Genomic DNA, 21,574 nt, shown 5'->3' with positions numbered 1-21,574 from the left:
GTCCGCAAAAGCTTGCCCAACCCAGCACATGCTCCAGCGGGAAGCCGGCGAGGCGCAGCTCTACCGACGAAGCGAGCTCGGCAGCGCTGGACGCCGCAGTAAGGAGCAGTTGAGCTTCCTCCTCTGCAAAGACACACCCTGCGGACCGAAGCCGGGCACAAATGTCGTCAAAGGAAGCTGACCGCAGTTCACTGGCGGGCATGCGACGCCCTCTCGATGGGCAGGCTGCAATTTCGGTGACCTCTGGGCCTTGTCCGCCCAATCGGTTGAGTGGGTCCAGTCGTCGGTACATGCGCAGAGGGAATCAGCATCGCAGCGGCTACACAAATGTGGGCCAACCGTCCTCCCGATGTGGCTGGAAACTCCATGCTAACCGACGCTTCCAGCAAGGCCGAGCGCACCCTTCCGCGCCTGCAGAATAGCCCTTGGAGGCGGAAGCCAAAAGACTGGATTTATTCGATGCAAGCGCTTACAGTCTGACGTGGTTCACCCTACGGCGGTCGTTGATCGCCCGGTAATCCGAGTCCCAAACCGCCACGTGGCACAGAAGCCATGTGCACGGCCCATCGATACAACGCAGCCTGTACAGCAACGCCGCTACCAGGAAGGTCTCTCCTGACGTGAAAAACCGCACTCCCAAAGGCTCCACCCCAAGCCTCCAACCAGCCACCCGCCCCAAGACGGCATCCAAACGCATGCCCCTCCTTCGAGCCGGCGCCGGCATTCTCGTAGCGGCCGTCGCTGCCGCAACCGCGCTGCTCCCCGCGCACGCTGCACCCGACCCGTCAAAGGCCGGCCCGGACAAGCCGGGAACGCCGTCGTCGGCTGCCAGCCACTCGCTCCGCGCCCCGGTGACGGATGAGAACTTCTACTTTGTGATGGCTGACCGGTTCAACAACGGGGACACCACCAACGACCTCGGCGGCCTGCCGGCCGACCCGATGGTGTCCGGCTTCGATCCCACCAAAAAAGGCTTCTACAACGGCGGCGACCTGGCTGGCCTGCTGGACAAAATCGACTACATCCAGGGCCTGGGCACCACTTCGATCTGGCTGACCCCCAGCTTCAAGAACAAAGCGGTGCAGACGGAGGACAAGTCCGCCGGCTACCACGGCTATTGGGTCACCGACTTTACCCAGATCGATCCCCACCTCGGTACCAACGCCGAACTGCAGGCACTCATAGACGAGGCCCACGCCCGCGGAATGAAGGTGTACTTCGACATCATCACCAACCACACTGCAGACGTGATCGGCTACGAAAACAGCGAGGGAATCGGGGCCCGCCAGCCCTACAAGTCGAAGGACACGGATCCCTACAAAACGGCGGCCGGGGTGGAGTTCGACGACCGTGACTTCGCAGGCTCGGACAGCTTTCCGGATCTGGACGCCAAGACGTCCTTCCCCTACAAACCCGTGCTGCAGGAGGGCGAAGAAAAGCTGAAGGTTCCCGCCTGGCTGAACAACACGGAGCTCTACCACAACCGCGGCGACACCACCTTTGTGGGCGAGGACTCCTACTACGGTGACTTCTTCGGCCTGGACGATCTCTTCACCGAGCACCCCACTGTGGTGAAGGGGATGGAGGACATTTACAAGACCTGGATAGGCAAGTTCGGTGTGGACGGCTTCCGGATCGACACCATGAAGCACGTGAACAACGAGTTCTGGCAGGAGTTCGGCCCGGACGTTCTCAACTACGCCCATGAACAGGGCAAGGATGAGTTCTTTATGTTCGGCGAGGTATTCGATACCACCAAGAGCTTCACGTCGCAGTTCACCACCCGGAACGAGATGCAGGCAGTTCTGGACTTCCCGTTCCAGGATGCAGCCCGGAACTTCGCGTCGAAGGGCCAGGACACCCGCTCACTGGAGACGTTCTTCGCCACTGACGACTGGTACACCGACGCCGATTCCAACGTCTACCAACTGCCCACATTCCTGGGCAATCACGACATGGGCAGGATCGGCAGTTTCATCGCCGCGGACAACCCCGGGGCTACCGACACGGAGCAGGTGGCCCGCGATCAGCTGGCGCACGAACTCATGTACTTCTCGCGCGGCAACCCGGTGATTTACTACGGCGACGAGCAGGGCTTTACGGGTCCGGGCGGTGACCAGGATGCCCGGCAGACGCTCTTCGCGAGCCAGGTGCCGGAGTACCTGGACGACAATCTCCTCGGTACCGACGCCACGCACGCAACGGACAACTTCAACGCAGCCCACCCGCTGTACTCCAAGATCAGCCAGCTCGCTGCCCTGACCAAGGAGCACCCGGCTTTGCGCGATGGCGCCCACCAGCACCGGTTCGCCTCCGAAGGAGCCGGGATCTACGCCTTCTCCCGGACCGATGCCGAAGACCAGCGCGAATACGTCGTTGCCCTGAACAACAGCGAGCAGCCGCAGACGGCGGAGGTTCCCACCTACATCGGCAAGCGCAGCTACACGAAGATCTACGGTGACGCCGCCGAAGAAGCAAAAACCTCCGCAGCGGGCAAGCTGACCGTCACGGTCCCGCCGCTGTCCGCCGTGGTCTACCAGGCATCGGGCCGCATCCCGCACTCCAAGGCAGCCCCCGCCGTCGCGCTCCAGGAACCCGCCGCGGCACCTGCGGACAACGGGCGGATCAACGTAACGGCCGACGTCGACGGTACGTCGTTCTATGAGGTCACCTTCGAGGCAAAAACGGCAGGCGGTGGCTGGGAACCGATCGGCACCGATGACACCGCGCCGTACCAGGTGTTCCATGACGTGGCAGCGCTGGAGGCTGGCACTGCGCTCGAATACCGGGCCACCGTGCTGGACAACGGCGGCCACACGGCCACCAGCCAGTCCCGCGCAGCAGCAGTTCCCGCGCCGATCCTAACCCTGCAGAAGCCTGCCGAAGGCAGCGGTGTGAAGAGTCCAGTTGAGCTCAGCGCCACCGCGGACCCCGAGAAGGCAAGCCACGTGGTGTCCTTCGAACGCAGCGTTGCCGGCGGGGCGTGGATAGCTGTGGGCTCCGATGATTCGTCGCCGGTGTATTCAGTGATGGATGATCTGGCGGCCCTGGGACTCGCTGACGGCACCAAGGTCCAGTACCGCGCCACCATGACCGGCCCCGGGTTCAGTGTGGCGAGCGAGCTGCGGACCGTCTTTGTGGGTGAGGCTCCGCAACCCGGTTCCGTGACGGTGGCCGGAGACCTGAACCTGGCGATGGGCTGCGACGAGGGGGAGCCGGACTGCCCGCAGGCCATGATGACACTGGATCCGGCGGACAACATCTGGCGGCTCACCGTTGACGCACTGTCTGCCGGACAGTACAAGTACAAGGCCGTGCTCGACGGCAACCCGGATGTGAACTATGGCGCCGGCGGAGTATTCAAAGGTGCGGACATTGTGCTGGACCACCCGGGTGGGGCCGTGACGTTCCGTTACGACAACAGCACACACATCCTCAGCGCCGTCTACGCCTCGCAGCAGCCCGGGGCCGTTGCCGTCGCCGGTAGCCTCAACACCGAACTCCTGTGCCTGGAAGACTGGGCTCCCGCCTGCGACGAAGCCCAGCTAACGCTGGACCCGGCAACCATGGTGTGGAAGCTGGCCGTTGAGAAACTGCAGGCAGGCACCTATGAGTTCAAGGCGGCCCTTAACCGCGGCTGGGACGAAAACTACGGTGCCGGCGGTGCGCCCAACGGCGGAAACATCGTTTACAAGCACGACGGCGGAGCGGTCACCTTCCGGTACGACCACTTCACCCACCTGCTCACGGCGGGTTAGTCCAGAGCGGGTTAGTACAAGGAAGGTTGGTCAGTCCGGGGAAAACTGACCGCGTCGCGGGCCTGGGTGATGAGTGTGCCCCAGGCCCGCGACGAACCGCCTGATGGCAACCTCGGCGGTGGGAGGCTCGCCAAAAAACTGACGCTGCAGGGCGGTGTCCGCAACGTAACGGCCCGACTGGAACCACTCCAACATGGCGGCACCGTCCTTGGCCATGGCGTTGACCGGCGCAAGGACCATCCCCGCTGCATGCAGGACGCCCAGGGGGATGGACCGGACGCGGATGGGCCGGCCTGAGAGGCGGCCCAAGACGTCGGCAACCTCCTGCATCGCCACCGCCCTGTCCCAGCCGATATCGATACGCTGCCCTTCCAGCCCCGGGAGGTCAACGGCCTCAGCAAGGTAGGCGGCGACGTCGGAAGTAAGCACAAAAGTCAACGGGATCTGCGGGGATCCCACCCAGGTCAGCCGTCCTTTGGTGACAGGGTCGCCGCCGAAACGAGTGACCTGGTCAAGGAACGCCCCTGGCCGCAGCGCCACAAACGGGACACCGAGTTCCTGCAGTTTGTCTTCGGCCAGTTTTTTGTGCCAGAAATGCGGCACTTGGGGCGTCTGGTCGCACGTGAGGATGCTGGTCAGAACGAACCTTCGGACGCCGGAGCGGCTCGCTGCTTCGGCCAGGTTGGCGTTGCCCACCATGTCGGTTTTGGGGGTGTCGCCTTTACGGTGTCTGGTGTATCCCGCCGCCGAGGTGACCACGGCGTCAACGCCCTCCATGGCCCGCAGCAGCGACCAGGCATCCAGCATGTCGCCCCGGGCGATGTCCACGCCGGCGGCCTCCAGCCGTGAGGAATCCGAACCGGGACGCACCAGCGCCCGGACGTGCTTACCGCGCTTGAGCAGCTCAGTGACAACCTGGCCGCCCAGCATGCCGGTGCCGCCTAAAACCAGTACGGGCGCATTGGCCATTAGGGTCTCCCTGTGAATGCCCGGTTGCAGAGCCCCGGCTATTTCACATTCTCACCCTGCGCGGAGCAGCCCGCCAGAGCCTTTGGGCAGCACGACTTAAGGCAGCATGACGGCGCACCGGTTACTGTCCGGAACCATCACGTCACTCGTGTGATGACGTCGGGGTTGGCCCAGAAGCCGGAATGCTTACTGCGAAAGCAGCCCCGATGGGTGTTCGGCCTCGGGACCGGCGGCCCCGCCCATCGCCGCCACCAGCCGTTCGCGGGCCCGCCCAAGGTGCTCATCCAGCAGGTCGGCGGCTGCCTCGCCTTGTCCGGCCTCGATCAATTCAAGGATCTTCTGGTGTTCGGCGTGAATCAGTTCGGTGTCCAACAGCTGCAGGGACTGGACGCGGACCATGCATAACCGCACCTCGCCAACCAGCGAGCGGTACATCCTGCTGATGCGCTCATTGCCCACGGCGTCAATCAGGCTGGTGTGGAACCGCATGTCGGGTTCGACGACGTCGAGCGGCGCACCCGTCTGCACTGCTGCGATGTCGCGATTGGCCTGGACCGCCGTCTGGGGCACAGCCTTGGTGCGGGCGAGCCTGCGGAGCACTTCGCTTTCCAAATAGGCCCGTGCGAGGTAGATATCCCGCACCGAATCCGGCCCGAGGTCCACCACCCGCGCAGTCTTGTGCGTACCCCGGTCCAGAAGCCCTTCGGCAACGAGTTTCTCGATCGATGCTTTTGCCGTGGGGCGGGCCACCTCGTAGGACGAGGCGACCTCTGTCTCCGTGAGGCTCTGGCCGGAGCCGAGGTCACCGGAGAAGATCCGGCTCCGAAGGTCGGCGGCGATCGCTTCCACGATCGAGACTGCAGCAATCCGGCCAGGCACGTCAGCTTCCTTCCCGTAAGTTTCGGCGTTCGTCTCCATCTTGCCAGACAAGTGAACAAGTAACGCTTGACCTACATGTGTACTTGTTAGACAATCGAAGGGCGCCACGGTGTTGTGACGCCAACCACAAATCTGGAGACCCATGTTTCAGCAGATACTCGACCCCATCGCCGGGTCCCTTGTGCTTTCTGCGCTCTGCGCTGCGCTTCCCCTCGTCCTGCTCTTCGTCCTGTTGGGCGTCTTCAAGGTCCGCGCACCCAAAGCTGCCTTGGCCAGCCTGGCCCTCTCGCTTGTGCTCGCCGTTGTCGGCTGGCAGATGCCGGTGAACCAGGCCTTGAGCGCCACTGCCGCCGGCATTTTCTACGGCCTGTTCCCCATCCTGTGGATTCTGGTCAACGCATTGTGGATCTACCGGCTCACCGTGGCCACCCCTTGGTTCGAAGTGCTGGGACGCACCATCCGTTCCATCTCAAATGACCTTCGGATCCTGGCCATCCTGATCGCCTTCTGCTTCGGCGCCCTTCTGGAATCCTTGGCCGGCTTCGGCGCCCCCGTCGCGATTTCAGCGGCCATGCTCATGGCGGCAGGCATGAAACCACTGAAATCCGCCATTGTTTCGCTGCTGGCCAACACCGCTCCCGTGGCCTTCGGCGCCATGGCAGCACCAATCATCGCCCTGAACGGTGTGACCGGCCTGCCGCTGAACGAACTGTCCTCGATGGCAGGGCGCCAGACGCCCTTCATTGCCCTGATCGTTCCGCTGCTGCTGGTGTTCATCGTTGACGGCCGGCGCGGCGTGAAGCAGACCTGGCCGGTGGCCCTCGTTGCGGGCGCCGCATTCGGCCTGGCCCAGTTCATCACCTCCAACTACTTCGCTGTGGAACTGACCGATGTGGTCGCCGCAGTGGTAACCGTGGCTGCCGTGCTCCTGATGCTGAAGGTCTGGCAGCCCACGGAAACAGTGGGAATGGAAGGCACCGTGGAGGGCTCCTCAGAGCCTGCCCACGCCGCCGTCGCGGCCGCCACCGGCTCCCGCCGCAGCGGTTCCACCGCCGGCCCCTCAAGTGCGGGCGCGTCACCTGCGGGTCCGTCCGCTGCGGGTCCATCCAACAGGGCCGGGCAGCCTGGCTCATCGTCGGCAGTCCCTGCAGCCGGCGGTGCGTCCGTGCCGACCGACAACACGAGGCCCGAACCCCGCCAGATCTGGATGGCGATCGCCCCCTACCTGATCATCATCGCCGTGTTCTCTGTGGCCCAGATTCCGTTCGTGAAGGCCTGGCTGAGCCAGGTCGGCAGCGTGACCTTTGCCTGGCCAGGGCTGGACATCACCGACTCGGCCGGCAAGCCTGTCGCGGCCACCAAATTCAAGCTCGACCACTTCAAGGCGACCGGTACCCTCCTGTTGATCTCCGGAATCCTCACCATGGTGCTGTACAAGGTCAGGGCTTCAACGGGCCTGCGCATCTACTGGGAAACGATCGTCCAACTGCGCTGGACCATCGTCACTGTCACCGCCGTCCTGGGCCTGTCCTTCGTGATGAACCTTTCCGGCCAGACCACCACCCTGGGCTTCGCACTGGCTTCCGCCGGCGGTTTCTTCGCCCTCCTCTCACCCCTGATCGGATGGATCGGCGTGGCCCTCACCGGCTCCGATACCTCCTCGAACTCACTGTTCGGCCAGATGCAGGCAACTGCTGCAGAGCAGACCGGCCTGTCGCCGGTCCTGATGGCCGCTTCAAACTCCTCGGCCGGTGTCATGGGGAAGATGCTGTCGCTGCAGAACCTTGCCGTGGCCTCGGCGGCGGTAGGCCTTGACGGGGCCGAGGGAACCCTGTTCCGGAAGTTGCTGGGCTGGAGCCTGGGCCTGCTGGCCCTCATCACCGTGCTGATCTTCCTGCAGTCCACCCCGGTCCTCGGCTGGATGGTTCCCTGATGGCTTCCCTGGACCTGGCCGCCCTCCGCGAAGCGGTGCACGATCCCGCGCAGGTCAAGACCCGCGCCATTGACCTGCACGCGAACGCCCATGACGCCTCGCACTTCCTCCTGATCCCCCAGGCCGTGGTGACCGCGGGCAGTGCTGCCGAAGTGGGCGGGCTGCTGCGGGCCAGTGCCGCCCAGGGTGTGCCGCTGACATTCCGCTCCGGCGGAACCAGCCTGAGCGGCCAGTCGGTCACCGACGGCGTGCTGGTGGACGTCCGCCGCAACTTCAGGGACATTGAAGTGCTCGACGACGGCGCGCGCGTCCGTGTGCAGCCCGGTGTCACCGTGCGGGCGCTCAACGCAAGACTCGCCCGCTACGGGCGGAAGTTCGGCCCTGACCCGGCAAGTGAGGCGGCCTGCACCATTGGCGGCGTGGTGGCCAACAACTCTTCCGGCATGAACTGCGGCACCGTGGACAACACCTACCGCACCCTGGAGTCGTTGACTGTAGTGCTGCCCTCCGGCACCGTGATCGATACCGGCGCGCCGGACGCCGACCAGAAGCTCCGCGCGCTCGAACCGGACCTCTACGAAGGTTTGGCCAGGCTGGCCGAACGTGTCCGGAAAAACCCGGCCTCGGTCGCCACGATCAGGCAGCAGTTCTCCATGAAGAACACCATGGGCTACGGTCTGAACTCCCTGCTGGATTTCAACAACCCGGTGGACATCATGGCCCACCTCATCATCGGTAGCGAAGGCACCCTGGGCTTCGTGGCCGAGGCAGTCTTCCGCACCATTCCCCGGCTCCAGCATGCGGCGGCGGGTCTGCTCGTGTTCCCGGACCTCGAGTCCGCCAATGCGGCCCTGCCCGCCCTCGTGGGCACGGGCGCGGCAACCATCGAGCTGATGGATGCCCTGTCGCTGAAGGTGGGCCGGACACTCAAGGGCACCCCCGCCGTCGTACAGGACCTGGCCGTGCGGGACCATGCCGCCCTGCTCGTGGAGTATTCCGCCGCAAGCGCCGGCGAGCTCGCCGAACTCCAACGGCACGGCGAAGGCGTCCTTCCCGGGCTTGGGCTCACGTCGCCGGCGCAGTTCACCGGTGATGCCCGGGAACGCGGCCAGCTCTGGCAACTGCGCAAAGGCCTCTACGCCTCAGTGGCCGGGGCGCGGCCGCAGGGCACCACCGCGCTGCTGGAAGACATCGTGGTTCCGGTCCCGGTGCTGGGCCGCACATGCCGGGAACTGATCCGGCTCTTCGACAAGTACAGCTACAGCAACAGTGTGATCTTTGGCCACGCCAAGGACGGCAACGTCCATTTCATGCTCACCGACGGCTTCGCCACAGCGGGGGAACTGGACCGCTACAGCGCCTTCACCGAAGACATGGTGGACCTGGTGCTGGCCGAGGGCGGTTCCCTGAAGGCCGAGCATGGGACAGGGCGCGTGATGGCCCCCTATGTCCGCCGTCAGTATGGCGACGAGCTCTACGACGTCATGCGCAGCATCAAGCGGCTCTTCGACCCCGCCGCGATGCTCAACCCGGGCGTCCTCATGGATGAGGACCCGCTGGCGCATCTGCGGCACATCAAGACCGCCCCTCCGGTGGCCGAGGAAGTGGACCGCTGCGTGTCCTGCGGCTACTGCGAGCCGGTGTGCCCCAGCAAGGACATCACGCTCACGCCGCGGCAGCGGATCGTCACGCTGCGGGCCATCGAGTCCGCCCGGCTGGCCGGTGATGTGGCGCTGGTCAAGGAACTGGAAAAGGACTACGACTACGAATCCGTGGACACCTGTGCCGTGGACGGAATGTGCCAGACCGCCTGCCCCGTGGACATCAACACCGGATCGCTGGTGAAACGCCTGCGGAAGGACGACGCCGGCCCGCTCGCCAACGGCATCTGGAACGTCGCCGCCAAGCACTGGGAGGGCGTAACCCGGGGTGCTTCACTGGCATTGACGGTGGTCAACAGGCTCCCGGCAGCCGTTATCGCTCCGCCCAACAAGGCCGCGCGGGCAGTGCTGGGTAAAGACACGGTTCCGCTGTACTCGGCCGAGCTGCCGGGCGGCGGTTCAGTCCGGAAGCGTCCGACGCCGGCGGGAACGGTTGACGCCGTCTACTTCCCCGCCTGCGTGGGCACCATGTTCGGCCCCGCGGGAGCAGGTAACGCTGAGGGACAGGGCGCTGGGGGACACGGCGCCGAAGGAACGGGAAGCCAAGGACCCGGGGTTCAGTACAGCTTCGAACAGCTCTGCGCCCGGGCCGGGCTCACGCTCCTCGTCCCTGAAGGCATCGACGGCCTGTGCTGCGGCACCCCCTGGTCCTCCAAAGGCATGGCTGCCGGGCAGGCGACGATGCGGGAGAAGACCCTCGCCGCCCTGCGCGAAGCAACCCGGGACGGAGAGCTGCCCATCGTCTGCGATGCCTCCTCGTGCACAGAGGGGCTGCGGCAGGCGGTGGAGTCGGACACACCCACACCAGGTCAGCGAGCCCTGCGGATGGTTGACGCCGTCGACTTCGTTGCAGAACGGATCCTTCCCGGGCTTCCTGATCACGGGAAGCTGGAGTCGCTGGCCCTGCATCCCACCTGTTCCTCCACCCGGATGGGCATTAATGATGCACTCGGTGCCGTGGCCGGCGCAGTGGCTGAGCGGGTCGAGGTCCCCGAAAACTGGGGTTGCTGCGCCTTTGCCGGTGACAGGGGCATGCTGCACCCGGAGCTGACGGCCTCGGCCACGGCGAAGCAGGCAACGGAGGTGGCGGACATGGGGGCCACGGCCCACGCCTCCTGCAACCGGACCTGCGAACTGGGTATGACGCGGGCAACGGGTTCCCCATACCGCCATGTGCTCGAACTGTTGGAGGAGGTCACCCGCTGACCTGGGCAGCATCAGCACCCCGGCGCTGATGCGCGCAGTCCCGTCACGCGAGCGGATCAGCGCAATGTCAGTACCCGGCGGCGATCCGCGCAGTCCCGTCAGGCGAGCGGATCGGCGCCCAGCACGGGGGCGTCATGGAGGGTGTCAGCGCAGCGCATCCTCCACCGCGGCCAGCAGCGAGTTGAACCGGGCGTTGGTGGGTAGGTCATCGATGAGGACCGCCCGGCCGTCCGGATCGCCCAGCGGGACCTGCCAGTTCGGATACAGCGCCTCGGTGGTTCCCGGCTGGTTCTGCACGCGCCGCTCCCCCACGGCGTCAACCAGGGCGACGCCGAGCAGGACCGACGGCGACTGGGCCAGCAGGCGGTGCAGCGCTTCGATGGTGCGCTCCTCGGTCCCTGACGGAACAGCGCCCGGAGCTGCGCTTTGGTCCACGCCCTCCGGCAGGAGCCCCCGTTCGCGGAGCAGCCCCATCATCTTTTCCAGGGTGGCCACGTGCTCAACCCGCTCTTCTGCCTCGGACCGCTCCAGCAGGCCCAACCGGCTGCGCAAGCCCACATGGTCACCCGCGAGGTAGCCCGCCGTAGGCGGCAGGTCGTGGGTGTTCACGCTGGCGAGGGCCTGGGTCCGGTACTGTTCGGGCGGCAGTGGCGAGTCGCCGTCGTTCTCGAACCAGAGAATCGAGGTCCCCAGGATGCCGCGGGCGGCAAGGTAATCACGCACCCACGGCTCGAAGGTACCGAGGTCCTCGCCGATCACTACGGCGCCGGCGCGCTGCGCCTCAAGCGCCAGGATCCCGATCAGCGCCTCGTGGTCGTACCGCACGTAGGCGCCTTCCCGCGGGGAGTTTCCGGCCGGTACCCACCACAACCGGAAGAGGCCAAGTACGTGGTCCACGCGGATGCCGCCGGCGTGGCGGAGGACGGTGGAGAGCATGTTGCGGAACGGAGCGTAGCCGGCCTCTGCCAGCCGGCCCGGATGCCACGGCGGCTGGCTCCAGTCCTGGCCGAGCTGGTTGTACATGTCCGGCGGTGCGCCCACACTGACGCCGGGCGCGAGGACGCCGCGGAGGGTCCAGGCATCGGCGCTGCTGAGGTCCACGCCGACGGCCAGATCGTGCACTACTCCCAGTCGCATTCCGGCCCGGCGGGCCGCCAGCTGCGCGCTTTCCAGCTGCTCGTCGCAGATCCACTGTAGCCAGCGGTGGAAGCCGATCCGGTCCGCGAGCTTTTCCCGCAAGGACTCAGCCTCGGGTGAGCCCAGCGCACAATCCGGGTCAGTCCACAACGGATCTCCGGGCGCCACGTCCTCACGGATGGCGGACCAGAGGGCAAAGTCGTCCAGGCCGGACCCGGACATCCTGCAGAACCCGTCGAAGGCCGCCTGCCGTGCCGGCGAGCGCCGGGCGTGGTACAGCAACTCCAGCGCCTGAAGTTTGGCCGCGTAGACGGCGTTCCTGTCCAGGCGGTCCCCGTCCTTGTTCAGGCTGTGGACCTGTTCCTGCAGCCGGTCCACGGCGGCACGCCTCCGTGGTTTGAGGTAGGCCAGTTCCGGGATGGCTTCCACCCGGATGTAGATCGGATTGAAGAAGCGCCGCGTGGACGGGGAGTAGGGCGAGGGCTGGACCGGCGGAACCGGTTCAGCGGCGTGCAACGGGTTGACCAGGACGTAATCGGCGCCCCGCTCGCCGCTCAACGTGGCCAGGTCCGCGAGGTCAGCGAAATCTCCCACGCCCCACGAACGCTTGGACCGCACCGAATACAGCTGGGTGGCCAGCCCCCAGCCGCGCCGCTCAAGCAGCGGCCCGGCAGTTGTGAGCCGCTGCGGAACCACCACCAGCGCACCCTCGGCCGTGACGCCGTCGGACTCTGTGTGCAGGGTATGCCAGCCGAGCGGCAGGTCGGGTGGGAGCGCGAACGTGGCACGGCCGGTGGGGACACCGTCAACGTCCTGCGGCTGGACCCAGATGTCCTGTTGGGCGGCCTCCACCACCCCCGCACCGTCTTCCAGCACGATGTTCAGCTGTGCTGTGGCACCGTCCGGGACGTGGACGGGGACCAGTGCAGTTTCACCCTGTTGGACCACGACGGCGGGCGGCAGCATCCGGCGCCAGGGCGCCAGCTCCGATTCCGCCAGCGCCGCTGCAATGTGCGCGTCGGTCCCGGCCTGGACGCCGAGCGAGGCCAGGACCTTGATCAGGGTGTCCGGCGCGACGCTGTGCGGCAGCCCGTCCCACCCCTGGAAGGAGGTGCCTACCCCGTGTGCGTCGGCGAGCCGCTGCAGCAGATGGTGGTCCACCGGTTCATGACCTGCCGCGTCGGCCGGTCCGGGCGAACCTGGCGTGCCGGCGAGTTGGGTGAACTGGTCTGGAGCCTTCATGGATGTCCGCCTCGTCTGGTGGGATGGGCCTGAACTTACGATGCTGCCTGTTTGCCTGCGTCTTGCTGGTAGTCAACTCCGGGGTTACAAGCCCCGGCAAACCGCTGGTTCCGATTATTGCAGGGCACTGGAAGCCCACGAAAAGGGCTTGCCCAACCACACCTTGAATGACGGGCCATCCAGCCGGGTCCCGGCTACGAACAACTGTCACGGGTTCGTCTGGGTAACCGGACGCTGCCCTGCGGGAATCCGATTGGGTTGCAGGGCGTTAACCCAGATGCGAGCAAAACCGTTGCGCTTCGATCAAGGAATGGAATGAACGCGAAGTTTGTATCAGTTGAGGACGACACCGGAAAGGTCACCCGGTACGCCCGCCATGCCAACGGCGGCGGATTCGTCGCACCGGGAGCGACTGTTGCCGAGAGTGCCCGCATCGGCCAGATGACGTACGTGGAGCACGGCGCCTCCATCGGCTCCGGCTGCCGGGTAGGACACGGCAGCTGGATCGACCGGGAAGCGAAGATCGGTGACCGGACAGTAATCGGCGATGGCGTAAGGATCGGCCGCGGCACTGTTATCGGCAGCCGGGCAAACATCGGGAGCCACTCGCGGATCGGTTCCGGCGTCCTGGTGGAGCATGGGATCCATCTTCATGCGGACAGCACAGTGCCCGACGGCGGCGAGGTCCTGGCGGGATCGCGCCGGGCAGTGCGGGTCCCGGCTGCGCGGACGCCCGCCGCGCGGACGCCTTCTGCGAAGACGCCGGTGGTGCGGACGCAGGCTGGGAAAGCGGCTCCGCGGTCGCCTGCAGTGAAGCCGCCCGCCGAGCAGCGCCCGGCACGTAAGTCCAAAGGCCGGATGGCCGCATAGCTCCCCCTGCCGACCGGCAGGGGGCAATTTTACGAAAGGGATCACTCCATGGTCAGGGCAATCTGGAACGGACAAGTCATTGCCGAATCCGAGGACACGGTGATGGTTGAGGGCAACCACTATTTTCCGCGCGACGCCGTCAACGCCACCTTCCTCAAGGACAGCAACAAAACCACTGTCTGCTCCTGGAAGGGCCAGGCGAGCTACCACACGCTGGACGTGGGCGGTCAGATGAACAACGACGCCGCCTGGTTCTACCCCGACCCGAAGAAACCGGCGTCGTCCATCAAGGACCGCATTGCCTTCTGGCGGGGTGTGACCATCGAAGAATAGCGCCGTGGTTCAGCAGCAGGATGTCAGCGGCAGGACTTCGGGCAGCAGGCCGTCAGCAGCAGGACTTCGGGCAGCAGGCCGTCAGCAGCAGGACTTCGGGAAGCAGGCCGTCAGCAGGGTGTCAGCGTCCTCAGAAGAGGGCGGGCTGGTTTTCCTCGGCCCCCTCGGGGACAGAATCAGCGGCGATGGGCAGTGCCCATGCTGCCCGGATGCCGGGGAGGCCAGGCAGCAGGTCCTCGATGGTGGACTGACCTTCCAGCACCGGTATGTCGGCCGCCAGGCCACTGGTTTCCATTTCCGCATTTTCCACGCCAGAGAGCATATTCGAACCGGACGGGAGCGGGGCGAAGACACTCCTATGGGAGCCGAATGGGAGCCGATCCGGACCAGCGCGGGTCCGAACGGCACCCTGGGCCCCCGCCCGCCTGCACCACTGACTAGGCTGATCTTTTATGAGCCTCGTTTCCACACCGCTGGGCAGCGTCCGCGGCACCCGGCAGATCCTTGAGGGCCGCCCCGTGCACAGCTTCACGGGGGTCCCGTATGCGGGATCACCTGCCGGCCAACGCCGTTTCCTGCCGCCGGTTCCCCTGCGTCCCTGGGAAGGTGTCCGCGACTGCACCGCACCGGGCGCCATGGCGCCGCAGAATCCGGACGACTTCACGCCGCCGTCGGCCGGTTTTGCCACCCTGTGGGACGAGGCTGCCTGCCTGAACCTCAATATCTGGACCCCGGCCCCGGATGGCGCCGGGCGGCCGGTGATGGTGTGGATTCACGGCGGCGCCTACGTCACCGGCTCAAACAACGGCAGCATGCACAACGGCGGGCCGCTGGCTGCGGAGACGGACGTTGTGGTGGTGGCCATCAACTACCGGCTGGGTGCCCTTGGGTTTTTGCACTTGCCTCAGCTGCTGGGTCCCGGGTTCGAAGACTCCTCCAACGCCGGGCTCCTCGACCAGGTGGCGGCATTGCGCTGGGTTGCGGGGAACATCGCCGCGTTCGGCGGGGACCCGGCCAACGTCACTGTCTTCGGTGAGTCCGCCGGGGCGGCGGCTATTGGAACCCTGCTGGGCATGCCGGCGTCGGACGGGCTGTTCCGCCGCGCGATCATGCAGAGTGGCACCGCCGAGCGGTTCAGGACTCCCGCCGGGTCCGCCGAAGTGACCCGGGACTTCCTCCGGCTGTGCGGGCTGGACGAGGCGCGTGCGGCCGAACTGTTCACCCTGCCGGCTGCCCGCCTCCTGGCGGCCCAGAAAGCACTCATAGATGCCGCCGCGCCGCACAGCTTCGGCGTTCCTTTGCCGTTCCAGCCCACGGTGGGTACGCCGGCACTGCCGGAACCGCCGCTGGACGCGGTCCGGAACGGCCATAATTCTTCGGTGGACCTGTTGGTGGGCACCAACCTCAATGAGGGCTCGTTCGCGGTTGAAATGCGCCCGGACTACCCGAGCGACCCGCCGCGTTATGAGGACCGGGTGGAGGTGGTCCTCGGCGGATATTTTCCGGATCCTGCCGGGGCGCTCCCCAGCTTCGCGGCTGCCTTGGCTGACAGTCTGGGCAAGGATCCAGACGGGCGGGAGCAGCTGGAGGCCTGCCTGGCCGATGTGCAGTACCGCCAGCCCAGCAACCGGCTGCTGGACGCCCGTCAAGGATCGGCCGGCTCCACCTTCAGCTACCTGTTCACCTGGCCGAGCCCTGCGTTGGGCGGAAAGCTGGGCGCCTGCCACGCCCTCGAGATCCCGTTTGTGTTCCGGCAGACCGGCAACCGCGAAGCGCGCTTCCTGACCGGCGGCACAGCACCGAAGGACCTGAGCGGGATGATGAGCCGGGCCTGGGCCGCCTTCGCCCGGGCCGGGGCTCCGGAGGCGCCGGGCATGCCGGAATGGCCACGGTACTCAGTTCCGGAACGGCACACCATGATTCTTGACGGGAAGCCGGGAGTCGACGCCGATCCGCGGGCTTCCCTCCGCGAGTTCTGGCTGGGCTCAGCGGCCCGCGAGGGAGTTCAGGGTGTCCCGGATGCCGTTCAGCGCAGGATCGCGCAGTGACATAAACGCGGGCCTCAGGAGCGGCTGGAGGATCTTTGCCGGGCCTTTGATGTCAAATTCGGCGGTGTAGGTGACCAGCGATCCCTGGCCGGAGGGGCCCACATCTATGGAATCGAAGGCCGTGATGGACTTGTTCTCGCCGCGGAGCTTGATGTGGCGTTCGGTCAGTTCGATCACTTCGTACTCCAGCGACTGGCGCTTGCCACGGAACTCCGATTCCGCGTGGTACCGGTGCCCCACCGCGACAGGCCCGGGAGTGAGCTTGTCCATGACCGGGGTGCTGGGGTCCCACTCGCTGGTGTTTTCAAACTCCGAGAGGAAGGCAAAGGCCTTATCCGGAGACAGTTTTGTTTCGATGGAACCCTCGACTTTGATCATCCATCCAGTGTAGGAACCCGAGGCCTCCAGCACACCCCTCCAGGCCCAGGGAATGCCAATCTCTGTCCCGCCCACACCGCCAGGAGCACGGCGATGAGCAACAACCCGGCCTCGCCGAGGTCAACGGATCCCAGCCAGCTGCTGATCGGATCGCCCCAACCAAAGGCAGCGTTGATGAAGCCACCGAGGGTGATCACGGCAATGAACAGGGCCGAGAGGGCGGAAATCCCCGTCACCGCGGCGTTGAAACCCAACGTACGGCGGGGATCGTCCAGAGCCGAACGGTACAGCCGCATCATGGCCACGCCGTTGAGCGAATCGCAGAGCGTCATGGCCGCCGTGAAGGCGAGGGGAAGCGCAATCAGGGCGAGGAGCGAGACGCCGGCCAGCGAGGCCGCCGTCGTCATCATCAGCAGGCCGATGGTGGTGGCGGTGTCGAAGCCCAGTCCAAACAGGAAGCCGATGACGTAAATGTGGCGCGGCCGGCGGACCCGTGCCAGCGGCTTGGCAAGGAGCCTGGCGAGGAACCCCTGTGCTTCAAGATCCCCGGGCGCAATGTCACCGCCGGAGCGTGATCTCCGGAGGACGCGGGCGGCGCGGACAAAGGCAGAGCCGTTGAACAGCCCCATCGCCAGCAGGAAAAGCCCGGACACACCGCTGCCGATCAGGCCAAGCACCAGGCTGCCTGCTGACCCTTCCCTCACCAGCTCCCCCATCACCCCGGCGCCGGCAATGACCAGAACGCCCGCCAGGATCACCACGGAACTGTGCCCCAGGCTGAACGCGAACCCCACGCTGACGGGATCCTGCCTCCGGGCGACGAACGTGCGGGTGGAGTTGTCGATGGCGGCCAGGTGGTCCCAGTCGTAGCTGTGCTTGACGCCGGCGAGGTAGGCGGTGAGCACCAGGCCCAGGGCCAGCGGCTGGCTGCCGGGCGCGGTACCGCTGAGCAGAAGCACGACGGCGGCCGCATGCAACGCGGCAACGGCTCCGAAGGTGAACAGCAGCCGGGTCCGCAGCGGAAGGGTCTCCCGGTCCCGGCAGAGCACGCCAAGGTGGCTCAGTGCAGTCATGTGTACCTCCTCGGGTCAGGGGTACGCACCCTCACCAGTACCGTCTCAGAAGGTGGCCCTTCTGTAGCTTCGCCGGACTGTCATCAGAGTAGGCCGCCCACGTTTCGCGGGAGTTTCAGGACCGGGTTTGCCGGCGCAGGATGAAGCGCTGGACCTTGCCGGACGGTGTCTTGGGGAGTTCGTCGACGAAGTGGATGCGCCGGGGAAAGGCGTGGGCAGCGTATTGGGTTTTGACGAGGGTCTGCAGTTCGGTGACCAGGGCCTCGCCGCCGGAGGCATCCGCGGTGAGGACCACGTAGGCTTCCAAGACCTCGCCGCGGAGTTCGTCCGGCGCTCCGATGACGGCTGATTCGAGCACGGCGGGGTGCTGGGACAGGACGCTTTCGACGTCGAACGGTCCGATCCGGTAGCCGGCCATGATGATCACGTCGTCGTCCCGGGCGGAGAAGTAGTAAAAGCCGTCCTCATCCACCATTCCCGCATCCCCGGTGATGTACCAGCGGCCGTCCTCGCTGAAACGCTCCGCGGTTTTCTCCGGCGCGTCCCGGTAACCGGTGAACCACATCATCGGGCTGTTGGCCGTGTCCACCGCTACGCGTCCCATTTCCCCCGGTGCGGCAGGTTCGTTGGCCGAGTCCTTGAGCACAGCGCAGGTCCAGCCCGGCAGGGGGTGGCCCATCGAGCCGGGACGGAGTTCCTGGCGGAGGTCATCATGCCAGGCGTTGATGATCATCATCCCGTGCTCGGTCTGCCCGTAGTGGTCCCGGACGGGGACGCCGAACGTGTCCTCGGCCCAGGAGATCACCTCGGGCGTTAGCGGCTCCCCCGCGGAGGACGCCCGGCGGAGACGGACACTCTTTGCCGCGGCCGGTTTGGAACGCATGGTGCGGTACACAGTGGGTGCGGCAGCGAAGTTGGTCACCTGGAAATGTTCCAGGACGGCGAAGCTGAGTTCCGGGTAAAACCCGGCATGCAGCAGCAGGCTGCGGCGGCCCGCCGCCAGCGGTCCGAGGATCCCGTAGTACAGCCCGTAGGCCCAACCCGGGTCAGCGGCGTTCCAAAACACGTCATCCGCGCGTACATCCAGGCCACATTCGATGTACTGGCGGAATGCCGCCAGAGCCCGGAGCGGTACGGGCACGCCCTTGGGCGCCCCGGTGGTCCCCGAGGTGAAGATCAGCACCAGGGTGCCGTCACCACCCACAGCTTCGGCCGGGATGCCCGGTTCATGGGAGGCCAGCAGCTGGTGGAGGGAAAAGTCATCCCCGGCGGCATGGTCCCCGGCGACCACCACTGCAGCTGCCGTTTCCTGGATCTTGCCGCGCTGGTCCTCATCGGTGATGACCACCTTGGCGCCGGAGGCATTCAAGCGCAGTTCGATGGCGGGCCAGGCGAAGGCCGTGAACAGGGGCACGTGGACGGCCCCGCGCCGCCAGATCGCCAGGAGCATCACCACCAGGTCAGCGGATTTACCCATCAGCGTAGCCACGGCGTCGCCGGGCCCCACTCCAAGTCCGGCAAGGGCAGCAGCTCCGCGCTCGGAACGCTCCCGCAGCTGGCCGTAGGTGATGTCCGTACTGGAGAGGTCCGCTTCGATGAGGGTAAACGCTACGGCGTCAGGCTGATGCCCATCGCACAACAGCCCGGCGGCGCAGGCATCCTCCCCCGTGTACATCCTGAGGGCGGCCTCGACACTGAGGGCTGGTGCAGACATAGAGGACTCCTACAGACGTTGACAGCCGGGAGGCCAGCCGTCCGGCTGGCCCGGCGCCGTTGACGGGATTATGCGTTATCTTCCCCATCCTAGGACCTCGCCAAAGCATCGGGTTTCCTGATTTATACAGATCATCTTTCATCGCTTTTTCTTACCTGATTGCCCTTCCATACTGGAACTGAAACAGCCGCCAGAACTTCACCCCTTTCAGAGAAAGCCCGGGTCATGCTGAAAACCTCCGGTCAGAATCACGCAGAACAACTACCCGTGGAGTCAGCGGCCGCCATGCCGGGGACAAGCACGATCGGTGATCGCTGCAGCGGCGGGGATGACTGTTTCTTCTGCACCTGCCCGGAAACCGATTAAGCGCTGCTCAGCGGGCTTCCAGCAGCTGTTTCAGCCTGGCGAGATCCTTCCGCATTTCCCGGCGCATCATGGGCGCCATCACCAAACCGGCCACGCGGGAAAACCCTGCCGGACTGCCTGTATTGCGCAGCACCATCCGCGTCCGGCCCTCCCCGGCGTCCTGCCACGTGTAGGTGGTCTGCATGGGAAAAGGCCCCTGGGCAGTTTTCATGGTCAGTGATGCGCCCGGGACGAACTCCGTGAACTGATAGGTGTATTCGAGCGTCCGGCCAAGGAAGTGCGCCACAAAAGCCACACGGGAGCCAACCCGCTGCGGCGGCTCCGTTTCCCACCAGACGGATGCGATATTGCTGTACCAGTCCGGCGCGTTGCCGGGGTCAGCGGCGTACCCCGCCACCTCCGGCCGTGGACGGTTGATCACGGTCTCGGCCTGGACATCAACCACGGGTTTCTGCTTTCATCTGCAACCGCTGGTTTTCACGGGGCTGATTCCCTGACCCTCAGGACAAATCCCGCTTCGACGTGGAGGCCCTCCCCGGCCGGCTCCCGCCCCTCGATCCTGTCGATCAAAAGGGCCACGGAACGCTCGGCGATCTCGTCCATGCCAGGCGAGACCGTAGTGAGCGACGGCGATGCGAACTTTGCCTCGTCGATGTCGTCGAAGCCTGCTACAGCCACGTCCCCGGGCACGTCCACCCCGCGGATGAGCAGTTCGTGCATGGCGCCCAGGGCGAGGGCGTCGTTCAGGCCGAATACGGCGTCGAACGCGGTGCCGCCTTCCAGCAGGCTTGAGACGGCGGCAGCGCCGCCGTCCCGCCGCCATTCACACGGTGCTACAAGGGAGGGCTCGAACGGTATGCCGGCTCTGTCCAGCGCTTTGCGGTAGCCGTTCAGACGGAGGCCTGCCGTGCCGGCCGATTCGCCGGCCTGGGCGCCCACCACCGCAATACGACGGCGCCCTCCCGCCAGGAGGTGGGCCGTCACTGCCTGCGCTGCCTGCTCGTTTTTCATGGTGACCAGATCGAACCGGGAGTCCACAATGTGCTCCCCGAGCATCACCACAGGCTTGCTGCCGCGGTGGGAGGCAACGGCGTCGGCGTCCAAGGCCAAAGGCGTAAAGAGCAGCCCGTCGGTCAGTTGCCGGAGCGGGCCCTGAAGCGCACCAAGTTCGTTGCCCGCCTCGGCCCCGGACTGCTCCACGAGGACGCGGTAACCCCGCGACGATGCCACGGTCATCAGCCTTGAGGCGAGCTCGGCGTAGTAGGGAGCCGACAGATCCGACAGGACCAGGCCCAGCATCCTGGTCTTCCCGGAACGCAGGCTGCGGGCGGTCAGGTTGGCCTCGTAGCCCAGCTCAGCGATGGCGTCGTGGACCTTCTGCTTCGTGGCAGGGCGGATGAACTCATAGTCGTTAAGGACGTTGGAAACGGTCTTCAATGAAACGCCCGCTGCCCGCGCGACGTCGTTCATGGTCACTGCCATTGCGGCTACTTCCTTCCGGGCCTGCCGTCAGCCCTTGGCCGCCTTTGCGGCCGCCTTTGCAGCCTGCTTGCTGGCACGCACCTTGACGAGCGACTCCGGATCCACAATATCGGCCACGGACAGGAACGCGTCAGCCTCGCCGTAGTGGCCGGCAGCTTCACGCCAGCCCGGAGCCTGGAGCCCGCACTGCTTGCCCAGGAGGGCGAGGAAAATCTTTGCCTTCTGCTCCCCGAACCCGGGCAGGGCCTGCAGGCGGCGCAGCACCTCTTTGCCGTCGGGCCCACCCTTGGTCCAGATGAGTGTGGCGTCGCCCTCCCAGTCCCGCTGGACCGTCTCGGCAAGCGCCTGGACCCGGCCGGCCATGGAGCCCGGGAACCGGTGCACGGCGGGCCGTTCCTTGAACACCTCGACGAAGGCCTGGGGATCGTGGGCGGCTACGGCGGCCGGCTCGATCGAACCGAGGCGGGCCCGGATTTTCTCGGGTCCGGCAAACGCCGATTCCATGGTCACCTGCTGGTCCAGCAA

Annotated in this window: 16 protein-coding genes and 1 pseudogene; 6 read left to right on the top strand and 11 right to left on the bottom strand. The window is 65.9% G+C overall.

Annotated elements, in window-relative coordinates:
* Positions 1–202, bottom strand: a pseudogene (locus DBR22_RS24085) (putative protein N(5)-glutamine methyltransferase); the annotation flags it as partial.
* 493 nt (positions 203–695) lie between these two features.
* Between DBR22_RS24085 and DBR22_RS01715 the strand changes: the two are divergent.
* Positions 696–3,758 (top strand): alpha-amylase family glycosyl hydrolase, encoded by a 3,063-nt coding sequence (locus DBR22_RS01715; RefSeq protein WP_108597504.1) that lies wholly within the window; start codon positions 696–698, stop codon positions 3,756–3,758.
* A gap of 30 nt (positions 3,759–3,788) precedes the next feature.
* Here the strand turns inward: DBR22_RS01715 and DBR22_RS01710 are convergent, their stop codons facing one another.
* Both DBR22_RS01710 and DBR22_RS01705 read right to left on the bottom strand, forming a co-directional pair.
* A complete protein-coding gene (locus DBR22_RS01710) occupies positions 3,789–4,727 on the bottom strand; it encodes an SDR family oxidoreductase (RefSeq protein WP_108597503.1) in 939 nt (312 codons plus the stop codon).
* Between the two features lie 186 nt (positions 4,728–4,913).
* Positions 4,914–5,645, bottom strand: a complete 732-nt coding sequence (locus DBR22_RS01705) for a GntR family transcriptional regulator (RefSeq protein WP_375134864.1) — start codon at positions 5,643–5,645, stop codon at positions 4,914–4,916.
* 103 nt (positions 5,646–5,748) lie between these two features.
* Between DBR22_RS01705 and DBR22_RS01700 the strand changes: the two genes are divergently transcribed.
* Both DBR22_RS01700 and DBR22_RS01695 read left to right on the top strand, forming a co-directional pair.
* Entirely contained in the window at positions 5,749–7,539 is a 1,791-nt protein-coding gene (locus DBR22_RS01700) for an L-lactate permease (RefSeq protein WP_108597502.1), read from the top strand.
* Positions 7,539–10,406: an FAD-binding and (Fe-S)-binding domain-containing protein gene (locus tag DBR22_RS01695; protein ID WP_108597501.1), complete on the top strand. Its 2,868-nt coding sequence runs from the start codon at positions 7,539–7,541 to the stop codon at positions 10,404–10,406. Before DBR22_RS01700 ends, DBR22_RS01695 begins: the two co-directional genes overlap by 1 nt.
* Positions 10,407–10,550: 144 nt before the next feature.
* Here DBR22_RS01695 and malQ read toward each other — a convergent pair whose 3' ends face one another.
* Entirely contained in the window at positions 10,551–12,785 is a 2,235-nt protein-coding gene (gene malQ, locus DBR22_RS01690) for a 4-alpha-glucanotransferase (protein ID WP_108597500.1), read from the bottom strand.
* A gap of 315 nt (positions 12,786–13,100) precedes the next feature.
* Between malQ and DBR22_RS01685 the strand changes: the two genes are divergently transcribed.
* Positions 13,101–13,655 carry a DapH/DapD/GlmU-related protein gene (locus DBR22_RS01685; protein ID WP_108597499.1) on the top strand — a complete coding sequence of 185 codons (555 nt, stop codon included), beginning with the start codon at positions 13,101–13,103 and terminating at the stop codon, positions 13,653–13,655.
* Between the two features lie 48 nt (positions 13,656–13,703).
* A complete protein-coding gene (locus DBR22_RS01680) occupies positions 13,704–13,988 on the top strand; it encodes a DUF427 domain-containing protein (protein ID WP_108597498.1) in 285 nt (94 codons plus the stop codon).
* Between the two features lie 130 nt (positions 13,989–14,118).
* Here the strand turns inward: DBR22_RS01680 and DBR22_RS23660 are convergent, their stop codons facing one another.
* Entirely contained in the window at positions 14,119–14,283 is a 165-nt protein-coding gene (locus DBR22_RS23660; protein ID WP_181364981.1) for a hypothetical protein, read from the bottom strand.
* Between the two features lie 157 nt (positions 14,284–14,440).
* Between DBR22_RS23660 and DBR22_RS01670 the strand changes: the two genes are divergently transcribed.
* Positions 14,441–16,036, top strand: a complete 1,596-nt coding sequence (locus tag DBR22_RS01670) for a carboxylesterase/lipase family protein (RefSeq protein ID WP_108597496.1) — start codon at positions 14,441–14,443, stop codon at positions 16,034–16,036.
* Here DBR22_RS01670 and DBR22_RS01665 read toward each other — a convergent pair.
* The 6 genes from DBR22_RS01665 to DBR22_RS01640 all read right to left on the bottom strand — a co-directional run.
* Positions 15,974–16,414 (bottom strand): SRPBCC family protein, encoded by a 441-nt coding sequence (locus DBR22_RS01665; protein WP_108597495.1) that lies wholly within the window; start codon positions 16,412–16,414, stop codon positions 15,974–15,976. The genes DBR22_RS01670 and DBR22_RS01665 overlap by 63 nt on opposite strands.
* Positions 16,411–17,487, bottom strand: a complete 1,077-nt coding sequence (locus tag DBR22_RS01660) for a HoxN/HupN/NixA family nickel/cobalt transporter (protein WP_108597494.1) — start codon at positions 17,485–17,487, stop codon at positions 16,411–16,413. Before DBR22_RS01660 ends, DBR22_RS01665 begins: the two co-directional genes overlap by 4 nt.
* Positions 17,488–17,602: 115 nt before the next feature.
* A complete protein-coding gene (locus tag DBR22_RS01655) occupies positions 17,603–19,201 on the bottom strand; it encodes an AMP-binding protein (protein WP_108597493.1) in 1,599 nt (532 codons plus the stop codon).
* A gap of 373 nt (positions 19,202–19,574) precedes the next feature.
* Entirely contained in the window at positions 19,575–20,012 is a 438-nt protein-coding gene (locus DBR22_RS01650; protein WP_108597492.1) for an SRPBCC family protein, read from the bottom strand.
* A 32-nt stretch (positions 20,013–20,044) separates the two neighbouring features.
* Positions 20,045–21,049: a LacI family DNA-binding transcriptional regulator gene (locus tag DBR22_RS01645; RefSeq protein ID WP_108597491.1), complete on the bottom strand. Its 1,005-nt coding sequence runs from the start codon at positions 21,047–21,049 to the stop codon at positions 20,045–20,047.
* Between the two features lie 27 nt (positions 21,050–21,076).
* On the bottom strand, positions 21,077–21,574 hold a 498-nt coding region (locus DBR22_RS01640), incomplete at its 5' end, for an HhH-GPD-type base excision DNA repair protein (RefSeq protein ID WP_108597490.1).

This window comes from Arthrobacter sp. HMWF013, from assembly GCF_003061105.1.
Taxonomy (GTDB): Bacteria; Actinomycetota; Actinomycetes; order Actinomycetales; family Micrococcaceae; genus Arthrobacter.
This window is presented reverse-complemented; position numbering and strand designations above follow the sequence as displayed.

What these genes read in the sequence shown, in the direction of transcription:
- DBR22_RS01715 (WP_108597504.1), top strand. Translation starts at nt 696, where the DNA reads ATGCCCCTCCTTCGAGCCGGCGCCGGCATTCTCGTAGCGGCCGTCGCT.
- DBR22_RS01710 (WP_108597503.1), bottom strand. Translation starts at nt 4,727, where the DNA reads ATGGCCAATGCGCCCGTACTGGTTTTAGGCGGCACCGGCATGCTGGGC.
- DBR22_RS01705 (WP_375134864.1), bottom strand. Translation starts at nt 5,645, where the DNA reads ATGGAGACGAACGCCGAAACTTACGGGAAGGAAGCTGACGTGCCTGGC.
- DBR22_RS01700 (WP_108597502.1), top strand. Translation starts at nt 5,749, where the DNA reads ATGTTTCAGCAGATACTCGACCCCATCGCCGGGTCCCTTGTGCTTTCT.
- DBR22_RS01695 (WP_108597501.1), top strand. Translation starts at nt 7,539, where the DNA reads ATGGCTTCCCTGGACCTGGCCGCCCTCCGCGAAGCGGTGCACGATCCC.
- malQ (WP_108597500.1), bottom strand. Translation starts at nt 12,785, where the DNA reads ATGAAGGCTCCAGACCAGTTCACCCAACTCGCCGGCACGCCAGGTTCG.
- DBR22_RS01685 (WP_108597499.1), top strand. Translation starts at nt 13,101, where the DNA reads ATGAACGCGAAGTTTGTATCAGTTGAGGACGACACCGGAAAGGTCACC.
- DBR22_RS01680 (WP_108597498.1), top strand. Translation starts at nt 13,704, where the DNA reads ATGGTCAGGGCAATCTGGAACGGACAAGTCATTGCCGAATCCGAGGAC.
- DBR22_RS23660 (WP_181364981.1), bottom strand. Translation starts at nt 14,283, where the DNA reads ATGGAAACCAGTGGCCTGGCGGCCGACATACCGGTGCTGGAAGGTCAG.
- DBR22_RS01670 (WP_108597496.1), top strand. Translation starts at nt 14,441, where the DNA reads ATGAGCCTCGTTTCCACACCGCTGGGCAGCGTCCGCGGCACCCGGCAG.
- DBR22_RS01665 (WP_108597495.1), bottom strand. Translation starts at nt 16,414, where the DNA reads ATGATCAAAGTCGAGGGTTCCATCGAAACAAAACTGTCTCCGGATAAG.
- DBR22_RS01660 (WP_108597494.1), bottom strand. Translation starts at nt 17,487, where the DNA reads ATGACTGCACTGAGCCACCTTGGCGTGCTCTGCCGGGACCGGGAGACC.
- DBR22_RS01655 (WP_108597493.1), bottom strand. Translation starts at nt 19,201, where the DNA reads ATGTCTGCACCAGCCCTCAGTGTCGAGGCCGCCCTCAGGATGTACACG.
- DBR22_RS01645 (WP_108597491.1), bottom strand. Translation starts at nt 21,049, where the DNA reads ATGGCAGTGACCATGAACGACGTCGCGCGGGCAGCGGGCGTTTCATTG.